The organism is Ruegeria sp. BC3, from assembly GCF_056539265.1.
This window is the reverse complement of sequence record NZ_JBQFUP010000006.1, coordinates 63,472-84,356: the sequence shown is the minus strand read 5'-3', so window position 1 is coordinate 84,356 and position 20,885 is coordinate 63,472. Positions and strand designations below refer to the sequence as shown.

The window sequence follows — 20,885 nt, the reverse complement described above, 5'->3', positions numbered from 1 at the left end:
CGCGATTTCCGGCAAGGCTGAGGGTATGAACATGCAGCCTCCCAGCCGGTTTTCTGCAAACTCGGCCCAGATGCCCGTCGCGTTCGACCGGCGCGAGATGTCCCATATCCTGTCCGTGTACGGCCGGATGGTCGCCGCCGGAGAATGGCGTGATTATGGCATTTCCAACCTGCGCGACATGGCGGTCTTTTCCATTTTTCGACGCACCGCGGAACATCCGATTTACCGGGTAGAGAAACATCCGCGCCTGCGATCAAGGCAGGGGATGTATTCGGTGGTGGGTATGGACGGCCGGATTCTGAAGCGCGGCCATGACCTGCGAACGGTACTGCGCGTGCTGGAGCGCAAACTGATCCGGTCCGTTGACCTTGATTAGAGCCTTTTGTGGGCCGTCACAGGTCCATCACCCTGTTCCAGAATCCGCGTGATTGCCTGATCCATCGGCTCGAACGTCACGTCCATGTGGTAAGCGTTGGCGTGCAGCAGCATGTTGTCGCCATAGACCCAGGCCACGTGGCCCTTCCAGAACAACAGATCGCCGCGTTTTGGCTCGGTCCCTGCGGGCATTGCCTCTCCCAACGTACGCTCCTGGTCGCCGCTGTCTCCGGGGCAGGGAATGCCGCAGGCCAGTAACCCGGCCTGTACCAGACCGGAACAGTCAATGCCGAACCGGCTGTTGCCGCCCCATAGGTAGGGTGTGCCCAAAAACAGTTCGGCCACGGCGACCGGATCGGTCAGGCGCGTTTCGGTCAGTTTGGCGTGTATGGCCGGGATGAAGCCCAACTCGGTTTCAAGAAACCGACCTTGTTCCGACAAAACCTGCGCCCGGCTGCCGAAGCTCAGCGACACCCGGTCCGGGCTTTTCATATCCGGTTTGGCATAGGCATGAGTCGCAGGCGCAGTGATCCAGTGAGTCGCGGGTGCCTCGGGCCCCAACTGATCCGAGGCAACCCATCCGGGATAGCCGTCCTTGTCCGCGATCAGTCGGCTCCAACCGTTGGCTTCTTCGACGACATCAACGGTATCCCCGAACAATAACTGCCGGTCTCGTGGGCCGTCCGGTCTGCGCAGCAGGTCGACGACCGGCTGTATGACGCGTGCGCGGGTCACAGGCCCAAAATCTCGGGCAGGGCGTTCAGCAAGGCGCGCGGCCCCTGGCCGAGGCCACCTTTGCTGCGACCAGGGGCTTTGCCCGGCTGCCAGGAATAGATGTCGAAATGAATATAGCGGGTGTCGCCCGCAAAACGCCGCAGGAACAAGGCAGCCGTGATCGAGCCTGCGAATGCGCCTGCAGGTGCGTTATCCAGATCGGCAATGCCGGGCTCGATCATAGACTCGTAAGGCTCGTGGAACGGCATCCGCCAGACTGGGTCCGCAGCCTGCGCGGCGGCGTTGGCCAGCGCGTTGGCCGCAGTTTCATCGTCGGTGTAGAAGGGGGCAAGATCGGAGCCAACCGCCACCCGTGCGGCACCTGTCAGTGTCGCCATCGAGATGATAAGGTCAGGCTCACCCTCATCCGCCAGCGCCAGGGCGTCTGCCAGCACCAGCCGCCCTTCGGCGTCGGTGTTATTGATCTCGACCGTCAGTCCTTTGCGCGAGGTCAGAATATCCCCCGGGCGGAATGAATTACCGGAGACCGAGTTCTCGACCGCCGGGATCAGAACACGCAGCTGCACGGGCAGTTTCAGGGCCATGATCATACGGGCCAGACCAAGCACATTGGCCGCGCCGCCCATATCCTTCTTCATCAGGGTCATCGAATTCCCCGGTTTCAGGTTCAGCCCGCCGGTGTCAAAGCAAACTCCTTTTCCAACCAGTGTCAGCTTGGGGCCAGAGTTGCCCCATGTCATCTCGATCAGACGCGGAGCTTGCGCCGCGGCGCGTCCGACCGTGTGGATCATCGGAAAGTTCTGTTCCAACAGCGCATCGCCCAGAATGGTGCTGCACGTCGCTCCAAATTCCTGGGCCAAATCCTCAGCAGCGTCCTGTAACTGGCCCGGCCCCATATCTGAGGTTGGAGTGTTGACCAGATCACGGATCAGCGCCTCGGCATTGGCCAGAACCTCGATTCGCGCAGCATCCACGCCGTCGGGCGCGACCAGACGTGCTTTGGCGGGTGATTGGTTGGCATAGCGATCAAAGGCATATCCTGTCAGCAACCAGCCCAGACACTCGGTGCTCAGCACATCTGACGGTACGCCCGACGCAATGTGATAGTGGCCCTTTGGCAAGACCTCGGCGGCGGCGGCCAATGGGAAGCGTTTGCGCGCCCGGCTGCTGTTTTTCCCATAGCCTGCAAGGGCCATCTGCGGTGCGCCGTCTGGTCCTGGAATCAGCAAGACCTTACCCATCGCCCCGGTAAAGCCGCTGGCTTCGACCCATTGCGCGATCTGTTCAGGCTGATCTTTCAGCCAATCGTCCAGATCGGGTTGCGCAATAACGTGCAGCGGCAGCGACGGTTCGGATGGCGGTGCGAAGGACAGGGTCATGGGCATCTCTGCTGGTTCGATTTGCGCCCAGCCTAGCCGCCCACGATCCGTCCGCAAGCCCTGTCAGACCGAAAGATCCTGCTGGTCCCAGATCACGGTCAGCGACTTTTCACCGACCCGGATCAGGCGCGATAGGGTGGCGCCGGTGGCCACCGCGTCCCCGGTATCAACGCATTGCGCCACGTCGCCAGCCACCCGGGCCAGCGCGGTCATGCCAATCTGTTCAGCAATGGCCACCAGCGAGCGCGCGCATTTGCGCAATCCGATCCAGTCGCGCTGGCGCCAGAACCGTTCACAGTTTGACAGGCGCACAGCCAGTTCCTCGACCGTGCGGCACAGAACATCCAGAGCGTTCTTGTCGCCCAGTTGGTTATACAATCCATTCAACCGGTCGGAATCCAGCCGCACAGTTTCTTTGTGTTCAAGCGTGATGATCTTATCCACCTTATTCACCCCAAAATTCTATGCCCCCACGGCATAGGCGGAGAGTGGCAGTAAATCCCTTTGCAAAACCTTGCGCTGTTTCAGGAAAATGGGTCGAATTTTCCGCGAATTCAGGGTACAGCAACCGATAACGATAAGAATTGGGACTTGATAATGGACTTAGCCAAGCCACTGCCGGCCTATCTGGTCAAGCGCTACCACGGTTGGAAAGCCACAACTTACACGGAAAATCAATTCTGGTATCGCCGGTTGGCAACCGAAGGGCAACGTCCCCGCGCGATGGTGATTTCGTGCTGCGACAGCCGGGTCCATGTGACCTCGATCTTCGGCGCGGATCAGGGTGAGTTCTTCATTCACCGCAATATTGCCAATCTGGTTCCGCCTTATGCGCCGGATGGCGATCACCACGGCACCAGCGCGGCTATCGAATATGCCGTCACAGCGCTGAAGGTTGCGCATCTGATCGTTCTGGGCCACTCGCAGTGTGGTGGCGTTCAGGGCTGTATCGACATGTGCAAAGGCCATGCCCCTCATCTGGAAGCCAAAGAGAGCTTTGTGGGTCGCTGGATGGACATTCTAAAGCCGAAATACGAATTGGTTGCCGATGTCGAAGACAGTGTCGAACAAGCGCGTCAGTTCGAACGGCAGGCCGTCGTTGCTTCGCTGGAAAACCTGATGACCTTCCCGTTCGTGTCCTCTGCAGTCGAAAATGGGGCGCTCAGCCTGCACGGTCTGTGGACGGATATCGGTGAAGGTGGGTTGCAGTGCTATGACCCCAACGAAAAGAAATTTGTAGCCGTTTAATCGGTTCACAAACTGAAGACATTCGAATGGCGCGGATCAGGCCTCTGATTTTGCGCCATTTTTTGATATGATCGGCGCATATTCTTCGGATCAGGAGCGTATCATGCGATTCATTAAACGTGTTCTTGTCAGTCTGATTGTTCTTATTCTTGTTTTGGTTGGCGTGTCCTATCTGTTGCCCGGTAAGGCCGAATTGTCACGCAGCATCACGATCAACGCGCCCGCCAGCGCGATCTTTCCCTACGTGAATTCCATGCAAGAGACCGAGCAATGGTCGCCCTGGTTGTCGCGTGATCCGGAAACGCAACTGTCCTATAGCGGGCCGGAAGCGGGTGTTGGCAACACACTCAACTGGGCCTCGGATCACCCGCAGGTCGGCTCGGGCTCGCAGGAGATTGTGGAAAGCATCCCGGACCAGACCGTCAAAACAGCGCTGGATTTTGGTCCGATGGGGACGGCCTCAGCTTCGTTTGACCTGACACCCGAGGGGGATCAAACCCAGGTGACCTGGGGGTTCGAAAGCGATCTGGGTTTGAACCCTATTTCGCGCTGGATGGGTTTGATGATGGATGAGTGGGTCGGCGGTGACTATGAGCGCGGACTGACCAACTTGAAAGTTCTGGTCGAGGGGCAGGGGTAGCTTGAGCGTGATCATAGCCCCCGCATTCACTGTCGCTATCGGTTTTCGACGGATTGAGGCGCGGTTTGCTCGGCTTTGAGCTTAGCTTCGGAGGTGTCTGCAATCAGCCCTCCAATTTTTCTGAGGACTGCTCTGTACTGTTTCAGAGGTCGTTCAAAAAGCGCCGCAAATCCGAAACAAGTTGCCAATGTAAGACCTAGCAAACAGAGATCGTATCCGGGCAAACCTTCCGGCAATACTGCATCAAGAAGATGAAGCGTTGGATAGTGGACAAGATAAAGTGAAAAACTGGCCCCTGCTATCCAACGCACAGTACGAGAAAACAAGGATTCCTCTGGAATCGACATCCCTTGGGTAATGCGGCGGACACCGAGCAAGTGGATAGCAACAAATACCGCAATTATTGTGTTCCAGATTACTTCATCCGAGTAAACTAGTATCAGGTGATGGTTGTGTGGGTGAAAAACCTTTATCGTGAATTGTTCTAATAATCCCGGTAAATTGACCACTTTCATCACGACCAAAATTAGGATGGAACCAAGGGCCATAGACCAAGCTTTGACACGTGCGTGACTGGTGTGGGTGTCCGGCACTGCCTTCCAAACCAAAACACCTACCAACCAGGCTGGGAACATAGCCAGCACTGGAATGCCTACCATCAAGGCGATCAGGGAAAAGATAACGACACGTAAGGGACCCTTCAGGAAGATGAGGCAACCAAAAAGAAGGTAAAACCCGACTTCATAGCTAAGTGACCATATTGGTCCGTTTGTGCCCAGCCGGACCCAATCAGACATGCCCGTCCAAAGGTTGGTGACGGTCAGACCCCGCCACAGAAATTCCCCCAAAGGTAGCGCGGAATAGTAACGATCCGGATAGGCGGACATGTCAACGCGGGTACCAATCGCATCAAAAACAATTGTCAGGATGAGTGCAGGAATGAGGACTGTATAGATCCTTGTTACGCGGTTGAACGCGTAACGCCCAAGCGTCTGGTCCCGGCCCGCCGCGTAAGCAATCACGACGCCAGAAAGAACAAAAAACACTGCTACCGCATCGCTGGCGACGTTCCATTCCCGCAAGAAGTAATAGTCCCCCCGCGTGAACCTGATGTGAGCCATATGGCCAAACAGAACGGTCAACGCGGCGCTCGCACGCACAAAGTCCAACCACAAGGAAAAGCCCGGGCTTATGGATTCTGCATCTGGCGCGACCGTTTGCGTGAAACCTGTGCGTGAACCGGTCGCACTCTTGATTGCATCCCAGCTTTCCTTGAACGGAAGAATGAGTGCCGCGGTCAGTGAAGGGTAAGGCTGATCGACCGGCTTTCCGGTGCCATCCGATACTCCGAATGTGAGCTTTTCTTGTTTGGACGGGATATACAGCGTCCCAAACATCCAGTCCCAGAGCGCGAACATGGAACCATAGTTTTTATCGTGGTGTTTGACGGCCACCGAGTGGTGGATTTGATGCTGCGCGGGTGAAATCAGTATGTGCTCAATGACCCGTCCATAGCTGATCCAGATATGGCTGTGCCGAAAATTCGCGCTAAGCGCATTAAAAAGGAAGTACAGCGCGTTCGCGCCACCGATCGTCAAGATATCGATTTGTCCGACCAATACGTAGAGGCACACACCTTGAACGATGCCAACGACAATTGAGATCAAGATGTTTCGCAGCAAAGGTTCAATGGGGTGCACACGTTGAACGGTAAGGGGAGTAAGGACGTCCGCCGAGTGATGAACTGCGTGAAACGGCCAGAGAAATTTCATCTCATGGTGCGCGCGGTGTGCCCAGTACTTACAAAAGTCAGTTGTGACGACAACTATTACCGTAACCAAAAAGGCCTGTGCCCATGTTGACGGCGCAGGATCATATTTTTCTCCACTCAAAAGATATAGAAGGGCAAAAGCCAAAGTTGTTGGAAAGAACAAAGCCCCAAAAATTCCAAGTGCGCCAACGACCCTGCTCGCAAAAAATAGCTTTATGTCAAGCAAGTTAGACCGATGAGAATATACGTGTTTGGGAACAAGCCAATTCAGGAATCTGTCTTGGACTCGACGGTGCCTCCAGATGAAATAGGCGATAATAACGGTGCAGCTCAGGTAAAAAAGCGAATAGCGCACGTTTAGATCTATCGGCGCGCTTATGACGCTCTCTAGAAATGCGTTTAATGTATCCAAAACCAGAACTCTCTTCGTGTTTTCCAAAGAATAGTTTCACAATACGGCACCAATTTGGCGTTTCGCTGACCTAACACAGCCGTTACAGGTTTTTGTCGCCGGGTAACTAGCAAAACGGCAACAGTACAAAAAAACCCCGCCAACTCTTTGGCAGGGTTGTAAAATTCTTGTTCGAAGAAAGAACTCTAGCCCTTCTTCAACACCTCGCGGCCCAGCAGTTCAGCGATCTGGACGGCGTTCAGGGCGGCACCCTTGCGCAGGTTGTCCGAGACGCACCACAGGTTGATGCCGTTTTCAATAGTCGAGTCCTGACGGATTCGGCTGATGAAGGTGGCAAAGTCGCCTGCGCATTCAACCGGCGAGACGTAGCCGCCCGGTTCGCGCTTGTCGATCACCATGATGCCCGGCGCTTCGCGCAGGATGTCGCGAGCTTCGTCTTCGTCCAGGAATTCCTCGAACTCGATGTTCACGGCCTCAGAGTGGCCGACGAACACTGGAACGCGAACGCAGGTGGCTGTGACCTTGATCGACGGATCGACGATCTTTTTGGTCTCGACAACCATCTTCCACTCTTCTTTGGTCGAGCCGTCTTCCATGAAGACGTCGATCTGCGGAATGACGTTGAAGGCGATCTGTTTCTGGAACTTGTTCGGCGGCACGTCCGTGGTGGGGTTGTAGACCGCTTTGGTCTGATCCCACAGCTCGTCCATGCCGTCCTTACCGGCACCCGAAACCGACTGATAAGTCGACACGACAACGCGCTTGATCTTGGCGCGGTCATGCAGCGGCTTCAGCGCGACGACCATCTGCGCGGTCGAGCAGTTGGGGTTGGCGATTATGTTCTTGTTCTTATAGTCGTGGATCGCCTCGGGGTTACATTCCGGCACGATCAGCGGAATGTCCGGATCATAGCGATAGAGCGACGAGTTGTCGATCACCACGCAGCCGGCGGCCGCCGCCTTGGGGGCGTATACCTTGGTTGCCTCGGAACCCACGGCAAACAGCGCCATGTCCCAGCCGGAGAAGTCGAACGTGTCCAGATCCTTGGTCGTGAGTGTCGTGTCGCCAAAGCTAACCTCGGTGCCCAGCGAACGACGGCTTGCCAGTGCAGCAAGTTCATCGACGGGGAACTGGCGTTCTGCCAGGATGTTCAGCATTTCGCGGCCCACGTTACCCGTGGCGCCGACGACTACGACGCGATAGCCCATTTCATGTCTCCAAAGTTAAGGACGCGCGTTCATAGCCGCGTTGCAGCAAAGAAAAAAGAGTTTTCGGGGCATATTTCGCTCAATGACACCGATTTGAGGCGACAAATCGCGTCAGGTGCCGTTCAGAAGCCGTTCATAGAGCGCGACAAGGGTTTTGGCCTCGGTATTGATGTCGAAATTTTGCTCGACATGGGCACGGGCGGCTGTCCCTGATCGGGCAAGGGAATCGCGGTCAGACAGCATGTCAGCAGCAGCATCGGCCAAAGCGGGGATGTTGCCCGGTTCCACGACACGACCCAGCGATGGGTCAGTGACGATTTCGGAAAACGCGCCAACATCGGTGGCCACCACGGGAACTCCACAGGCCATTGCCTCCAACGGTGTAAGCCCGAAGCCTTCCCAGCGTTGCGGTGCGATGAAGAGGTCCAGAACCTGATACCATTCGGCAATCTGGTCGACGGTCACCTCTGGCATAAACAGGATGCGGTCGGATAGGCCCGCTTTGGCGACCTTGTCCTTCAACTCGGCCAGAAATCCGGTGTGTTTTTCGGTCGCGCGGCCCATGACGACGCCGTGCACGTCATCGAACCGCCCGCACAGATCGATCATCGCATCGACAAAGGCATCCGTGCCTTTCTGGTGGCGGATGCGGCCATAGCACCCCAGCAGCAATCCGTCCGGCAGGCCTAGCCGGGTCCGAACGGCGGCTTTGTCTTCGGGCGGAGTGAAACCCTGCAGGTTGATGCCGTGCATGATGACCTGCGCATCTCGCTCCAGATACCCGGCGGTTTTGCGCGAGGTGGCGACCACCGCGTCCATCTTGCCAATCATCCATTTGGTGTAACCGCTATGGGCCCGCTGCGAGGCGCTGGTGAACAGAAGTTTCAGGCGCAGGCGGAAGATGTTGCGCAGGATCAGGCCCAGCAACATCTCAGTATTGCGGCGCGCGTGCCAGACACGCAGGGTTTTGCGCGACAGAAAGGGCAGGCGGCCCAGCGGGATATGCGGGATATCAGTGGGCAGGCCCGGACCTGTCGCGGCGATATCGATCCACTGCACCTGCAGCGGCACCAATCGCGCAATCGTTGCCGTCACGCCTGAAAGCCTGCGTTTGAGATTGGGGGCAATGACGCGCGGGTCGGACACTGGGATACTCCTGGCTGCTCCAGCGTCAGTCGACGCTGTCTCGACTGAACAGATAGATCACGCATCCGATGGCAAGCGTGACCGCAAAAAAGCCGAATATCGCTGTGTAGGGCGCAGTTGGGCTGATGTCCACCGTGGCGGCATGGATGCGCCCGGTGACGAATTGCGCGAGGCCCACGCCGCCAATGCCAAAGAGGTTCAGCAGGGTCATGCCGCGTCCAACCAGGTGAGGCGCTACGAACGCCCGACCGTGGGCCATGATGACCGGAAAGCTGGCGCCCAGGAACCCGATGACCGCCATCAGAGCCACGGACAGCCAGACGGTATTGTCGATCCACAGGCACATCAGAACCAACCCTGCAGCACCCAGCGCGTTGCCACCGAAAATCACCCATTTCCGAGTTCCCAACAGGCGATCCAACGGCCCGTAGGCGAAAGTGCCCGCAATCATGGCAGTTCCCATGATCAGCGTCGCCGTCCCGATCTGCGTTGTGCTGAGGGCGAAGATATCGCTCAGATACGGGCCCGCCCAAAGGCCGCGCGTCGCCGCCGACGGGGCGTAGGCCACCAGCATCAGCGGCAGGATGGCCCACAGCGCAGGCTCTTTCAGCAGATCCAGCACCGAGCCCTTGTGTTCGGTCTCAACCCGTTTGGGATCATGGACAGTGGCCCAGATACCAAGCGCAATGGCACCCGAGAACAGCGCAAGCACCCACATGGTGGCGCGCCAGCCCATCAGTTCGACCGCCAATGCGGTTGGGTATGATGCGACCAGATTCCCGACGGACCCAACGCCGATCATTATGGCCGCCAGGGTTGCAAACTGAGCCGGGGGGTATTCCCGCGCGAAAATATAGTAAGACGCCATCAAAACCGGAGAGCATCCGATCCCGATCAGTGCCATGGCAATGGCGACGTGCAAAGGCGTGCTGGCCAGGGCAAACAACGCTGCGCCGCCCGCGCCTCCGACCAGCAGCAGGACGGTTGCTGTCACACGTGGCCCGATCTGGTCCAGTGCCCAGCCCACCGGCAGTTGCATTGCGGCAAAGACCAGAAACCAAAGACCCGAGGCAAAGGCCAGATCCTCAGGCGTGGTGCCGATGTCGCGTCCGAGGTCGACACTCAGCACTGCCAGAAAGGCGCGAAAAAACTGGCTGAGCACATAGCCCAGACACAACACCACCAGACCTGCTTTCATGAACCGCGCCTCTTCCCCTTCCGCATGCGGAAATGCTTGGCATGTCCCGGTGCCACACACAAGCGCGTGTGCTATACTGTTTTTGCCGGACAGTGGTCACAATTGAGCTACCGTTATCCGTGTCCAACATCCGAGGTACCCATGAAGGACGCCCAGGCCGCGTTTTATGAAAGCCTTCCCCTGTTGCGGGATTTCACAAGTCTCGTCGAGCCCGCGCGGTTTTCCGCGGTACCGGGCGACTGGGCGCTGGGCGTGGCCGACATCGTTGATTCCACCGGAGAGATCGCGAAAGGCCGTTACAAGACGGTGAACATGGTCGGTGCTGCGGTGATCTCGGCCATGATCAACGCGCTGCGGGGCATGGATTTTCCTTATGTCTTCGGCGGAGACGGAGCAGGTTTTGCGGTGCCCGCAAGCCAGATCGACACAGCCAAAGAGGTCCTGGCCGATCTTCGGCGCTGGGCAGAGGAAGAGTTTTCGATTTCTCTGCGGGCCGCCCTGGTGCCCGTGGCCGAGATCCGCAGGGCGGGCAAAGACCTACGGGTTGCGCGCTATGCGCCTTCGGACGGGGTGGATTACGCGATGTTTTCGGGTGGCGGACTGGCTTGGGCCGAAGCGCAGATGAAAGCGGGCCAATTTACCGTCCCGGCCTCTGACCCCGGCGCGCTGCCCGACCTGACCGGGCTGTCCTGCCGCTGGTCCAATAGCCGGGCGCGCAATGGCCAGATCGTCTCGGTCGTTGTGGAGCCGACGGCAAACGCAACCGAAAGCGATTTCGCCGATCTGGCACGTTCGGTCTTGTCAGCTTCTGAAGGGTTGGAGCGTTCGGGACATCCGGTGCCTGAAAATGGCCCACCAATCAGCTGGCCTCCGCCGGATGTGGGGCTTGATGCGCGCGTGTCGAGGGCGGGGCGCAGCTTGCTGCTGCAGCGTATGAAATTGCTGGGTGAGAACCTATTGATCGCTCTGCTGTTCAAGTCCGGCAAACGGATGGGAGATTTCGAGCCCGAGCACTACAAGCGTATGGTCAGCCGTAATGCCGATTACCGCAAATTCGATGACGGGCTGAAAATGACGCTGGATTGTGATCCGCCCACGCTGGCGCAAATTCAGATGATGCTGGAGCAAGCGCGCGGGCAGGGCAAAATCCGATACGGTCTGCATGCGCAGGATGAGGCGATGATGACCTGTATCGTCCCCTCGGCCACGCGAGACGATCACGTGCATTTTGTCGATGGAGCATCGGGCGGCTATGCTCAAGCAGCAGCCGCGATGCAGGCCTGACGCGTTACTTCTCCTTCCATTTAGCCGCAAGTGCGCGGGACGTCTGCGCCAACAGCATGACATCAATACCAACGGCCAGGAACTGGGCGCCCATGTCGAGATAGGCTTGCGTTGCCTCGTCGTTGGTTCCCAGAATGCCGGGGGCTTTGCCCGCGGCTTTGATACGCGCCATCGCGTCGGCAATGACGGTGCGCACCTCGGGGTCGGCGCTGTTGCCTTGAAGCCCCATATCCGTCGACAGATCAGCCGGGCCGATAAAGACTCCGTCAATCCCATCGACCTGCAAGATGTCATCCAGTGCCGCGATCCCCGCGCGGTTCTCCACCTGGACCAGCAGGCAGATCTGGTCATCGGCGCCTTGGATGTAGTCGGTCACTGTGCCGTACATCGTGGCGCGTGAGGCCATGGCGCCGACGCCGCGTACGCCCGTGGGTGGATAGCGACAGTCCCGCACCAGTTGTCGCGCCTGTTCGGCGCTTTCAACCATCGGCACCAGGACCGTTTGCGCCCCGGCATCCAGCACCATCTTGATCAATGCGGTGTCGCCAACCGGCACGCGTACAACCGGATGCGAGTCACTGGCTGCCAAGGCCATCAGTTGGTCCCGGATCGACCGGATGTCGTTTGGCGCGTGCTCGCCATCAATGACCAGCCAGTCGAACCCGGCTGTGCCCATAATCTCGGCTGTGACGGCTTCAGCAAAGCTCATCCAGCAACCGATCTGACGTTTGCCCTGTTTTAGAGCCTGTTTAAAACCGTTCGTTGGGACTGGCATGGCCGGGCCTCCTGCTTGCATAATCGAGCGGGTAATCACCCCGCAAAACCCCTTGTGCCAGTGATGGCCATCCAATGAGAAAGGTCAATGTCTTTGGGTAAGAGGGCCCGAAGTGCCGGGCCGGGCTATGAAATGCCGGAAAAAGCGGCGTTTCACTCGTAGTTGCAGTTCGCCCGAATTTCGGTCAAAATTTCTTATGACCAATGACTTGCCTAAAACGTCCCGCTCATTGCCGATTGCATTGTTGCGGGCGCGCGAAAGGGTCATGGGGCCCATTCGGAATATGCTGGCCGATGCGGGAGTCACCGAACAGCAATGGCGCGTACTGCGCGTTCTGAAAGAAGACGGTCCGCAAGAGCCGACGCATATTGCTGATCGTGCGTGCCTTTTGCTGCCCAGCCTGACGCGCATTCTTCAAAAACTTGAGGCCAAAGGCCTGATCCGCCGGCGCGCCCATCCCGAGGACAAACGCCGCCAGATCGTGGACATCACCGCCAAGGGCGAGAAAATCATCCAGGACAACATGCAGGTCACATTGCATCTGGCCGAGGACATCAAGACGAAACTTGGCCCTGATCGGCACGAGGCGCTGCTTGATCTGCTCAACGCGCTCAACAATCTCAAAACCTGATCGCGGGTCATAAAGACGGTCCCCGCCAGAGTGATAGGGGGTATCCTCTGGCGGGGTGGCCAGACTATTACTGGACTTCGCGTCTGGCCCGTGGCCGGACGAATGGGGATTTCCCGGTCCATCCAGCTCACGCTTCAGAGACGTGGCCGACCTGAAAATAAGGCGGACATCCGGCGCAAAGATCATGTGGGGGTGGCGATCCTTGGCCGTCGCTCTCTGATACGGTTTCGCCCGATAGCAGTTGCAGCGCCCGGGCGGCGGCAAGTCAACTACAACCAGAAGTAGCCCGACCTGAGCAGGTTCCAAGGCGGGAAACTCAATTGTGAAGAGTTCTCGCAGCATTTCACTCTCGTCAGGGTGCGCGCATACAGGTTGTTTGGGCAGCCCAGCCGCCTTAGAAACAAATTGCTTGTCTCAGTTAGGGGGCCTTTATGCCGGACAACCTGTTCTCTTTGCCTGACCCGATCTCAATCCCGGTTGAGTGTGTCGAGGCGACCTATCCCGTGGGCCGCATTTTTTGCGTCGGGCGCAACTATGCTGCACATGCCGCTGAAATGGGAAATGAGGTCGACCGCGAAGCCCCATTCTATTTCACCAAATCAGCCCCTAACGCGGTATTGTCGGGGGCAACCGTTCCCTATCCCCCGGGAACCGAGAATTTCCACCACGAGATGGAGTTGGCAGTCGCCATAGGTAAATCCGTTTTCCGGGCCAACAGTGCCGAGGCGATGGAGGCCGTGTACGCCTATGGATGCGCATTGGACATGACCCGCCGCGATCTTCAAATCCGCGAGCGGAACAAACAACGCCCTTGGGATCTGGGAAAAGATCTGGAAAACGGCACTGTGTTCGCCCCATTGACCCGTTCGGCAGATTGGGCCCCGAGTGACAGCAAACGCATACATCTGAGCGTGAACGGTGAGGTTCGTCAGGATGCCACTCTGGAAGAACTGATCTGGAAGATTGACGAGATCATCTGCCACTTGTCTGGGTTCTATCACCTGCGGCCCGGAGACCTGATCCTGACCGGAACCCCCGCAGGCGTCGGGCCTGTGCAGGCGGGCGATGTCCTTGAAGGCGGGATAGACGGCTTGCAGCCAATCTCTCTGAGTCTGGCGCCGTAAACCGGCTCTACTTTGGGTTTTTCAGCCAGTCTGGCGCAAAATCGACGCGATCCAGGCTGGCAAAACGGCGAACCCGGTCGAGTTCGGATTCTAACCTTCGGGTTCGCGCCTCGGACCAGCGCACGGATCGTTCAGGCCACAAGGCACTGACGTTCAGAACGCCGTTTTCGCGGTCTGCCTTCATGTCGATCCGCCCGATCATCCGGTCACCCTCGAGCAGCGGGAAAACGTAGTAACCGTAAGTCCTTTTGGGGGCAGGAACGAACACCTCGATCCGATAATGAAATCCGAACAGACGTTCGGCGCGGGCACGGTCGCGCAGCATGGGGTCAAACGGGCTGAGAACGCGGATACGGCCTGACGGGCGCGGCGCGGCTTGGGCCATTTCGGTGATTGAGGGTCGGGCAATCACTTTGCGAAGTTTACCGTCCGTGCAGGTGATCTCGATTTCTTCCAATTCGCCCCTTAACAGCCCCTGTTCGCACCAGGCCTTGGCCTCATGGACCGAAACGGTGTCCCAGAACGCTGCCAACTCGCCAGAGGTTGCAAAGCCCAGCCGATCCAACGCCGCGTTGCACAACCAATCCACCGTTGCCTCGGCATCGCAGGGCATGTTTCCGGGGCACAGATGGGTATCGATCACACGCTCGGTCAGATCATAGCGCTTTTGAAAGCCCTGCCGCCCAACGACGGTCAGTGCACCCGAGCGCCACAGAAACTCCAGCGCCGTCTTGGACGGGTGCCAGTCCCACCAGCCGCCGGACCCTTTCTTTTCGTCTTTGCCGACGTCGGACGAAGACACCGGCCCGTGATCTCGGATGTGCTGCAACACGGTTTCAAATCGTTGCTCGAATCCATCGCGGCGCCAGTTCTTCCACCGAGATGTCAACAAATCCGCGTCACGTTGAAACCGCAAATGCCAGTGGGGATAGAACGCCATTGGTATGACGGCCGCGTCATGGGTCCAGTGCTCAAACAGAGATTTGTCACGTTCGTAAAGGCGCTTGAGGTTATTGGCGCGGTACGATGGCCGCCGCGAGAACAGGATCATGTCATGTGCGCGTGCGACCGTATTGATGCTGTCCAGCTGCACAAAGCCCAGACGTTGGATCAGATCCAGAAGGTCCGCGCCCTTGGCTCCGCCTGACGGCGGTTCAGCCAATGCGTGGCGATCCATGAACAGCGCGCGGGCCGTCCGGTTGTCCAGCCGTTGCAGCGCCACAGTGCTAGCGCCGTTTCAGCGTATCGCCATAGCTGATCTTGGGCGTGAGCGTCACACGAGACTCGATTTCGGCATTGGGATCGGCCAGTTGCCCGGCGATGATTTCCGCGGCTTTCCGTCCAATCTCCAACCGGCAGGCGTCCATCGTGGCCAGTTTGCGCGGCAGACCCTGCAGAAGTTCGACATTGTTGAACCCGGCCAGTCCGATCTGCCCCGGCACATCAATCCCCTGATCCAGCAGGTACAATAACCCGCCGGCCCCAATCATGTCGTTGGAGTAATACAGGAAATCCAGATCGGGTGAGCGTTCCAGCATGGCCTGCGTCATCTCGCGCCCCTTGGCTAAGGCCGATCCACCCGAATAGAACTCGCGATCTTCTATTTCGACCCCATGTTTGCCCAGAACCTCAGTGAAGCCCTCGAAACGCTTACGCGCGCGGTGGTCCAGTGGCATCTTGGTGCCCATGAACCCAATATGCTGGTAACCCGCCTTCAGGATCGCCTGCGCCATCTCACGACCTGCACGACGATGAGAAATTCCGACCATCGCATCAACAGGCTTGCCGTCGGTGTCCATGATCTCGACCACCGGAATGCCAGCCGAGTCCAGCATCGCCCGCGCCGCATCCGTATGTTCCAGACCCGCGATGATAACGCCTGAGGGGCGCCACGAGAGCATCTCGTACAGAACTTTCTCTTCTTTTTCAGGCATATAGTCCGTGACGCCGACAACGGGCTGCAACTCGGTATCTTCGAGAACCTGATTGATGCCGGTCAGAACTTCGGGAAACACCATGTTCGACAGCGACGGGATGATCACGGCCACTAGGTTCACCCGGCTTGAGGCCAGTGCGCCTGCGATCTTGTTCGGCACATAACCCAGCTCTTTTGCGGCGGCCAAAACGCGAGTGCGCGTCGCGTCGGACACATCGCCCCTGTTTCGCAGAACCCGGCTGACCGTCATTTCCGACACTCCGGACGCTTCGGACACGTCACGAAGAGTAAGCGGGCGTTTGGTATCTGTTGTCACTGGGGCACCTGCGATGTTGTTTTGTCCGATGGTAGCGTGAACAGCGCAAGTTTTACAACCACCGCCTAAAGGTGATGGAACCTTGCAGGGGCCGCTTTCGGAACGCAGCCATTACAGAATAACGTGGCTCAGCTAGCAGTGGATCACGCCCTCAGCTAGCTCAGCGAGCAAGATTATCTGGAAAATGGCGCCGACCAAGAGTGGTACCGAATTTCCATTTAACGGCCTTGTTTCAGCAAACGAAAAGCTGAGAATATACGTGCCATCACTGTGATCAGACATTGCTTCTTTAAATGTTACGTCGGGTGCAAAAGTCTTGAACAGTTTTAACCAACATAGGCGCGCAAGCGCACCGCTGAACGTTGAGAAGTGAACATACAGGTGCTTCCTTCCGGTAAACAGAAGGATACGAGTTTTTTTGCAACAATGCTTTCATGCTTCTAGGGGATAACTTGCCTTAATTCAGACAACTTCTTAGTAAATCGTTCCGAAAAAATATCGCTTAAATTGAGATTTCCAAATGACTTCCACTACAACGGTTGCCAGGCCACCTGCATCCTCGCCTCTGAGCGCTATACAAGGAACAGTTGCATACGGAGATGGAAACCCTTTAACCGTAACCACCCTTACATATTATCTTGGGAATTTCTCTGACACACAGACATGGACGTCGGAATACAAAGCTGAGTTTCGAGCGGCGCTTGCGGCGATCGAGGCAGTAGCGAATATCAGATTTGTCGAAACCTCAGTCTTTGGTTCCGCTGACCTTGTGGAAGCTATCGCACCCAGTTCATTTTTCGATACTCCAAATACACTTGGTTTCCATGGAACTCCGATACTTACATCATCAGATCAAAGACTAATTGGTGTTTACAACACAGATTTTTGGAAGGCAGGTCTGAACAGTAATGGCGATCCAGGCGGCTTTTTCTTTACCACATTGATTCATGAACTAGGTCATGCACTCGGGTTGGGTCACCCACATGACGACGGTCTGGGTACCACGGTCATGAACGGTGTTACGGCGCCTTTCGATTCATTCGGCGTAGGAGAGCTGAACCAAGGTGTCTACACGGTCATGTCATACAATGATGGCTGGACCTCGAAAAACGGCGTCCTGCCGGCCAATGCAACCTATGGTGGCTCGACTGGGCTGGGCGCTTTGGACATTGCGGCACTGCAAGCAATGTACGGGGCGAACACATCAACAAACTCTGGAAACGATGTATACATCCTTCCTGCCTCAAATACTGCTGGTGTTGGCTATCAAGCGATCTGGGACACCGGAGGCAGCGATTCTATTTGGTACCAGGGTAGTGCGAATGCCAGAATCGACCTGCGCCCTGCAACTTTGGATTACACAGAAACAGGTGGCGGTGTCATTTCATTTGCTGCTGGAATCAAAGGCGGCTTTTCAATCGCAAATGGTGTGGTGATTGAGAACGCTTACGGCGGTGCAGGCGATGATCTGATTTTTGGCAACAATGCGCAGAACATATTGCGCGGCAACAGTGGCAATGACACTTTCCAATCGCTTTCAGACGGCAGCAACAACTCGATCTACGGCGGCTACGGCAACGACACTATCTACGTCGCCGTAGGAACCGGTGCTGATCTAGTGTTTGGAGAGCAAGGCGACGACGTTGCCGTCATTACAAGCAACGCTGGATCTTTTTCCGGGGGAACTGGTACTGATATTGCAAGATTTGTAAGTGCGCTCAGCAATTACCTGTTTTTGAACAATGGGGCAAACTATCAGTTCTTGAACATTGTTACTAAGGTTGGCTTTTCGATTTCCAGTGATGTGGAGTTGATCCAGTTCTTGAACGGCGCTGTTCAGTATGACCGTTCGAGCATCATATCCGCTACCCAGCTTTCGGACATCGATACTGTTGGTATCACGTTGAAGCATGCCAATCAGGGCATCTATGTAGTGGACGCCGGGAACTCGAATGTCGGCGTTACACTAAATGGTCAAGCAGTCGGGCAAAACTCGATAGCGGGTTGGCAAGCGGTTCAGACGCAAACGTATAGCAACGGCTTCAAATTGCTCTGGAAGCATGAAAGCGGAGCCTTCAGCGAGTGGTTCATCAACAGCGCCGGACAGTTTGTCGCTAGCGCTGGAATTCGCAACGTTGTCGACTTTGAAACGTTTTACAACGTTGACCTGAATGGAGACAGTCGCATCGGGCATTTCTCGACCCTCGTCGAAAACAGCGGATCCACCTCGCTCTATTCCTCAACCCAAGAAGTTTATCTTCTGAACGACAATATTGGTCTGACCTTGAACGGTGGCCTGATCGGCTCCAACAGCCTCAATGGTTGGCAGGCCGTTCAAGCCGAAGCCACCGAAGGCGGCTACAAGGTTTTGTGGAAAAACAATGACGGTTTGTACTCGGAATGGACCGTTAACAGTGCCGGCCAGTTCCAAAGTAGCAATGGCGTTGGAAACGTCATTGATGTCGAAACGTTCTATGACGTTGACCTGAATGGGGACAGTCGGACCGGTCATTTCTCGACCCTCGTCGAAAACAGCGGATCCACGTCTCTCTATTTCTCGACCCGAGAGGTTTATCTGCTGAACGACAATATCGGTCTGACCCTGAACGGCGGCCTAATCGGACCCAACAGCCTAAATGGTTGGCAGGCCGTTCAAGCCGAAGCCATCGAAGGCGGCTACAAGGTTTTGTGGAAAAACAATGACGGTTCGTACTCGGAATGGACCGTTAACAGTGCCGGCCAGTTCCAAAGCAGCAATGGCGTTGGAAACGTCATTGATGTCGAAACGTTCTATGACGTTGACCTGAATGGGGACAGTCGGACCGGTCATTTCTCGACCCTCGTCGAAAACAGCGGATCCACGTCTCTCTATTTCTCGACCCGAGAGGTTTATCTGCTGAACGACAATATCGGTCTGACCCTGAACGGCGGTCTGATCGGCCCCAACAGCCTCAATGGTTGGCAGGCCGTTCAAGCCGAAGCCACCGAAACCGGCTACAAGGTTTTGTGGAAAAACAATGACGGTTCGTACTCGGAATGGACCGTTAACAGTGCCGGCCAGTTCCAAAGCAGCAATGGCGTTGGAAACGTTATTGATGTCGAAACGTTCTATGACGTTGACCTGAATGGGGACACTCGGACCGGTCATTTCACGACGACGATCGAAAGCAACGGCTCAACAACACTCGCGTCATCTTCCCGTGGTATGTACCTGATCAATGACACTATTGGGCTAAAGCTGAACGGCGCGGACGTCGGTCCGGACAGCTTTCCTGGTTGGCAAGCAATCCACGCCGAGGCCTTTGAAGGCGGGTACAGAGTTTTGTGGAAGAACTCGGATGGCGCTTATAGTGAATGGACCGTCAATGGCGCAGGTGAATTTGTCAGCAGCGTAGCAATTGATGAAGTGATCGACGTTGAAAGTTTCTATCGCTACGATCTCGATGGCAGTGGTACAGTCGGATACGAAGAGCCTAAGCTGAGTCCTTTTTTGCTCGGAGATCAACCGACCACCAATGCAAGGGAAACATCGCATGTGTTGGGTTGGGATGAGTCATCCGATGAACTCCAACTTAATTTGGATCTGCTCTCCGCAGATGATGCCGAAGACGAATACGCACTGCTGATGTCCGGCCGGTTCGAAAAAGTCTACGATGACGCGGTAGAGTATCCCGGTGACGCAGGGAACAGGGTTTCACCGGAGTCCGACAAAAATCTGGAAATCGAAAAGCTGCTGACTAACGCTCCGGAAGACGATGCTTTCCTATTGTAAAGTAGATGCGGTGGGAATGAAAAATAGTGGACCGTTCTGTCGACTGTTTTCCACTGAAGGACAGGCTGCCCGCCACGTCTGCGTATAGGAGTGCTTCTTTGTCTTCCAAACGAGGCCGAACTACACTGTTGGCCGAGTTCGTGTGGGGTTTGGGCGGTTCGGTTGCGCATGTTTCGCAGGGGTGATGGATCAACAAAGATCTGGTCCAAATTGGCTTCGAGATCCTTGATTGCGGCGAGGATTAAGCGCTCGTTGTTGAAGACGTCTTACATTCTTCCGAATAAGTCTGATGGGACCAAAGCGGTAACGCCACATACTTATGTTCAGGGTCCAGTCCCAGCGTGGGCTATTGCAGCTTCCGCGCAGTTGTTGGATATCTCGCTTCCCAACCGAGGCATTATTGAGGAAGCTCCACGTACACCATCAGCGGATCTGGCGGTGGTCGCAGGGATGATGTTAGGATTCCGGTGCAGCCGAGCACGCAGTTTTCCGGTTTGTTAGCACACAGGTTGATGGCATCGAGAACGGTCCAGTTAGGGAGGCTGCCAATCTACTCAGCCCATTTTCCCTTCATGCAATCGGATGGAACATCCGGCTCTCAACGCACTCCCAGACTCAGCGAAAGCACCTGTGCACGACTGTAAGTTAGAAACATCAAGGCCCTGGAAACGGTCTACGCAAGTGCTTTTGTTAGTGAGATTTTGCGAATGAGACGTCCTAACCGAAAGAAACCCTAAAATGATGATGGGCAGGTAGTCTCTGTCCCATTTCTGAATCAGTGCAATGATCGTCTGTTGCGCCAGATGTTTTGGCCTGAAAGGCAGAGGTACAGCGCGACAGGGAAATATTGTCTTGGCGAACTCTTTTGTTCCTAAACTGTATAGTCCCGCTGTCCTCGTCTTGACCCTTCATTGCGCCCGACAGAGCGGAGGTAG

Annotated in this window: 17 protein-coding genes; 7 read left to right on the top strand and 10 right to left on the bottom strand. The window is 56.3% G+C overall.

What is annotated here, in order from left to right:
- Positions 1-25: 25 nt before the first annotated feature.
- Positions 26-376 (top strand): DUF2794 domain-containing protein, encoded by a 351-nt coding sequence (locus ACR0MV_RS16315; RefSeq protein WP_170426184.1) that lies wholly within the window; start codon positions 26-28, stop codon positions 374-376.
- Here ACR0MV_RS16315 and ACR0MV_RS16310 read toward each other — a convergent pair.
- The 3 genes from ACR0MV_RS16310 to ACR0MV_RS16300 form a co-directional block, all read right to left on the bottom strand.
- Positions 373-1,110 (bottom strand): C40 family peptidase, encoded by a 738-nt coding sequence (locus tag ACR0MV_RS16310; protein WP_170426182.1) that lies wholly within the window; start codon positions 1,108-1,110, stop codon positions 373-375. The two genes, ACR0MV_RS16315 and ACR0MV_RS16310, sit on opposite strands and share 4 nt — an antisense overlap.
- Entirely contained in the window at positions 1,107-2,489 is a 1,383-nt protein-coding gene (locus ACR0MV_RS16305) for a leucyl aminopeptidase family protein (protein WP_170426180.1), read from the bottom strand. Before ACR0MV_RS16305 ends, ACR0MV_RS16310 begins: the two co-directional genes overlap by 4 nt.
- A 63-nt stretch (positions 2,490-2,552) precedes the next feature.
- Positions 2,553-2,942, bottom strand: coding sequence for a hypothetical protein (locus ACR0MV_RS16300; RefSeq protein WP_170426178.1), 390 nt, complete (start codon positions 2,940-2,942; stop codon positions 2,553-2,555).
- A gap of 144 nt (positions 2,943-3,086) precedes the next feature.
- On the opposite strand from ACR0MV_RS16300, the gene ACR0MV_RS16295 reads away from it, so the two are divergent.
- A complete protein-coding gene (locus ACR0MV_RS16295) occupies positions 3,087-3,737 on the top strand; it encodes a carbonic anhydrase (protein WP_170426176.1) in 651 nt (216 codons plus the stop codon).
- A 103-nt stretch (positions 3,738-3,840) separates the two neighbouring features.
- Positions 3,841-4,377, top strand: a complete 537-nt coding sequence (locus ACR0MV_RS16290) for an SRPBCC family protein (protein WP_170426174.1) — start codon at positions 3,841-3,843, stop codon at positions 4,375-4,377.
- Between the two features lie 35 nt (positions 4,378-4,412).
- On the opposite strand, the gene ACR0MV_RS16285 is transcribed toward ACR0MV_RS16290, so the two are convergent.
- From ACR0MV_RS16285 to ACR0MV_RS16270, 4 genes are all read right to left on the bottom strand, one after another.
- The gene (locus tag ACR0MV_RS16285) at positions 4,413-6,374 is read right to left on the bottom strand and encodes a sterol desaturase family protein (RefSeq protein WP_170426172.1); all 1,962 of its coding nucleotides are present in this window, start codon (positions 6,372-6,374) and stop codon (positions 4,413-4,415) included.
- Between the two features lie 371 nt (positions 6,375-6,745).
- Entirely contained in the window at positions 6,746-7,768 is a 1,023-nt protein-coding gene (locus ACR0MV_RS16280) for an aspartate-semialdehyde dehydrogenase (protein ID WP_170426170.1), read from the bottom strand.
- A gap of 111 nt (positions 7,769-7,879) precedes the next feature.
- Complete coding sequence (locus ACR0MV_RS16275; RefSeq protein WP_480703000.1) at positions 7,880-8,920, bottom strand: glycosyltransferase family 4 protein; 1,041 nt, start codon at positions 8,918-8,920, stop codon at positions 7,880-7,882.
- A gap of 19 nt (positions 8,921-8,939) precedes the next feature.
- Positions 8,940-10,112 carry an MFS transporter gene (locus ACR0MV_RS16270; RefSeq protein ID WP_480702849.1) on the bottom strand — a complete coding sequence of 391 codons (1,173 nt, stop codon included), beginning with the start codon at positions 10,110-10,112 and terminating at the stop codon, positions 8,940-8,942.
- 141 nt (positions 10,113-10,253) lie between these two features.
- Here ACR0MV_RS16270 and ACR0MV_RS16265 point away from each other — a divergent pair, with 141 nt between their 5' ends.
- Positions 10,254-11,396 (top strand): DUF3095 domain-containing protein, encoded by a 1,143-nt coding sequence (locus tag ACR0MV_RS16265; protein ID WP_480702848.1) that lies wholly within the window; start codon positions 10,254-10,256, stop codon positions 11,394-11,396.
- Between the two features lie 4 nt (positions 11,397-11,400).
- Here the strand turns inward: ACR0MV_RS16265 and ACR0MV_RS16260 are convergent, their stop codons facing one another.
- Positions 11,401-12,171 (bottom strand): HpcH/HpaI aldolase family protein, encoded by a 771-nt coding sequence (locus tag ACR0MV_RS16260; protein ID WP_480702847.1) that lies wholly within the window; start codon positions 12,169-12,171, stop codon positions 11,401-11,403.
- 196 nt (positions 12,172-12,367) lie between these two features.
- Between ACR0MV_RS16260 and hpaR the strand changes: the two genes are divergently transcribed.
- Positions 12,368-12,802, top strand: a complete 435-nt coding sequence (gene hpaR / locus ACR0MV_RS16255; RefSeq protein WP_480702846.1) for a homoprotocatechuate degradation operon regulator HpaR — start codon at positions 12,368-12,370, stop codon at positions 12,800-12,802.
- Between the two features lie 431 nt (positions 12,803-13,233).
- The gene (locus ACR0MV_RS16250) at positions 13,234-13,926 is read left to right on the top strand and encodes a fumarylacetoacetate hydrolase family protein (RefSeq protein ID WP_480702844.1); all 693 of its coding nucleotides are present in this window, start codon (positions 13,234-13,236) and stop codon (positions 13,924-13,926) included.
- Positions 13,927-13,933: 7 nt separating this feature from the next.
- Here ACR0MV_RS16250 and ACR0MV_RS16245 read toward each other — a convergent pair whose 3' ends face one another.
- Positions 13,934-15,148 (bottom strand): winged helix-turn-helix domain-containing protein, encoded by a 1,215-nt coding sequence (locus ACR0MV_RS16245; protein WP_480702842.1) that lies wholly within the window; start codon positions 15,146-15,148, stop codon positions 13,934-13,936.
- A gap of 4 nt (positions 15,149-15,152) precedes the next feature.
- Positions 15,153-16,178, bottom strand: coding sequence for a LacI family DNA-binding transcriptional regulator (locus tag ACR0MV_RS16240; RefSeq protein ID WP_170468362.1), 1,026 nt, complete (start codon positions 16,176-16,178; stop codon positions 15,153-15,155).
- A gap of 520 nt (positions 16,179-16,698) precedes the next feature.
- Between ACR0MV_RS16240 and ACR0MV_RS16235 the strand changes: the two genes are divergently transcribed.
- On the top strand, positions 16,699-19,950 hold the full coding sequence (locus tag ACR0MV_RS16235; protein WP_480702841.1) for a M10 family metallopeptidase C-terminal domain-containing protein: 3,252 nt from the start codon (positions 16,699-16,701) through the stop codon (positions 19,948-19,950).
- Positions 19,951-20,885 lie beyond the last annotated feature (935 nt).

Bases quoted from the DNA above. Each gene is read 5' to 3' on its own strand.
- ACR0MV_RS16260 (WP_480702847.1), bottom strand. From the start codon at position 12,171: ATGCCAGTCCCAACGAACGGTTTTAAACAGGCTCTAAAACAGGGCAAA.
- ACR0MV_RS16280 (WP_170426170.1), bottom strand. From the start codon at position 7,768: ATGGGCTATCGCGTCGTAGTCGTCGGCGCCACGGGTAACGTGGGCCGC.
- ACR0MV_RS16265 (WP_480702848.1), top strand. From the start codon at position 10,254: ATGAAGGACGCCCAGGCCGCGTTTTATGAAAGCCTTCCCCTGTTGCGG.
- ACR0MV_RS16290 (WP_170426174.1), top strand. From the start codon at position 3,841: ATGCGATTCATTAAACGTGTTCTTGTCAGTCTGATTGTTCTTATTCTT.
- ACR0MV_RS16270 (WP_480702849.1), bottom strand. From the start codon at position 10,112: ATGAAAGCAGGTCTGGTGGTGTTGTGTCTGGGCTATGTGCTCAGCCAG.
- ACR0MV_RS16235 (WP_480702841.1), top strand. From the start codon at position 16,699: ATGACTTCCACTACAACGGTTGCCAGGCCACCTGCATCCTCGCCTCTG.
- ACR0MV_RS16250 (WP_480702844.1), top strand. From the start codon at position 13,234: ATGCCGGACAACCTGTTCTCTTTGCCTGACCCGATCTCAATCCCGGTT.
- ACR0MV_RS16305 (WP_170426180.1), bottom strand. From the start codon at position 2,489: ATGACCCTGTCCTTCGCACCGCCATCCGAACCGTCGCTGCCGCTGCAC.
- hpaR (WP_480702846.1), top strand. From the start codon at position 12,368: ATGACCAATGACTTGCCTAAAACGTCCCGCTCATTGCCGATTGCATTG.
- ACR0MV_RS16295 (WP_170426176.1), top strand. From the start codon at position 3,087: ATGGACTTAGCCAAGCCACTGCCGGCCTATCTGGTCAAGCGCTACCAC.
- ACR0MV_RS16315 (WP_170426184.1), top strand. From the start codon at position 26: ATGAACATGCAGCCTCCCAGCCGGTTTTCTGCAAACTCGGCCCAGATG.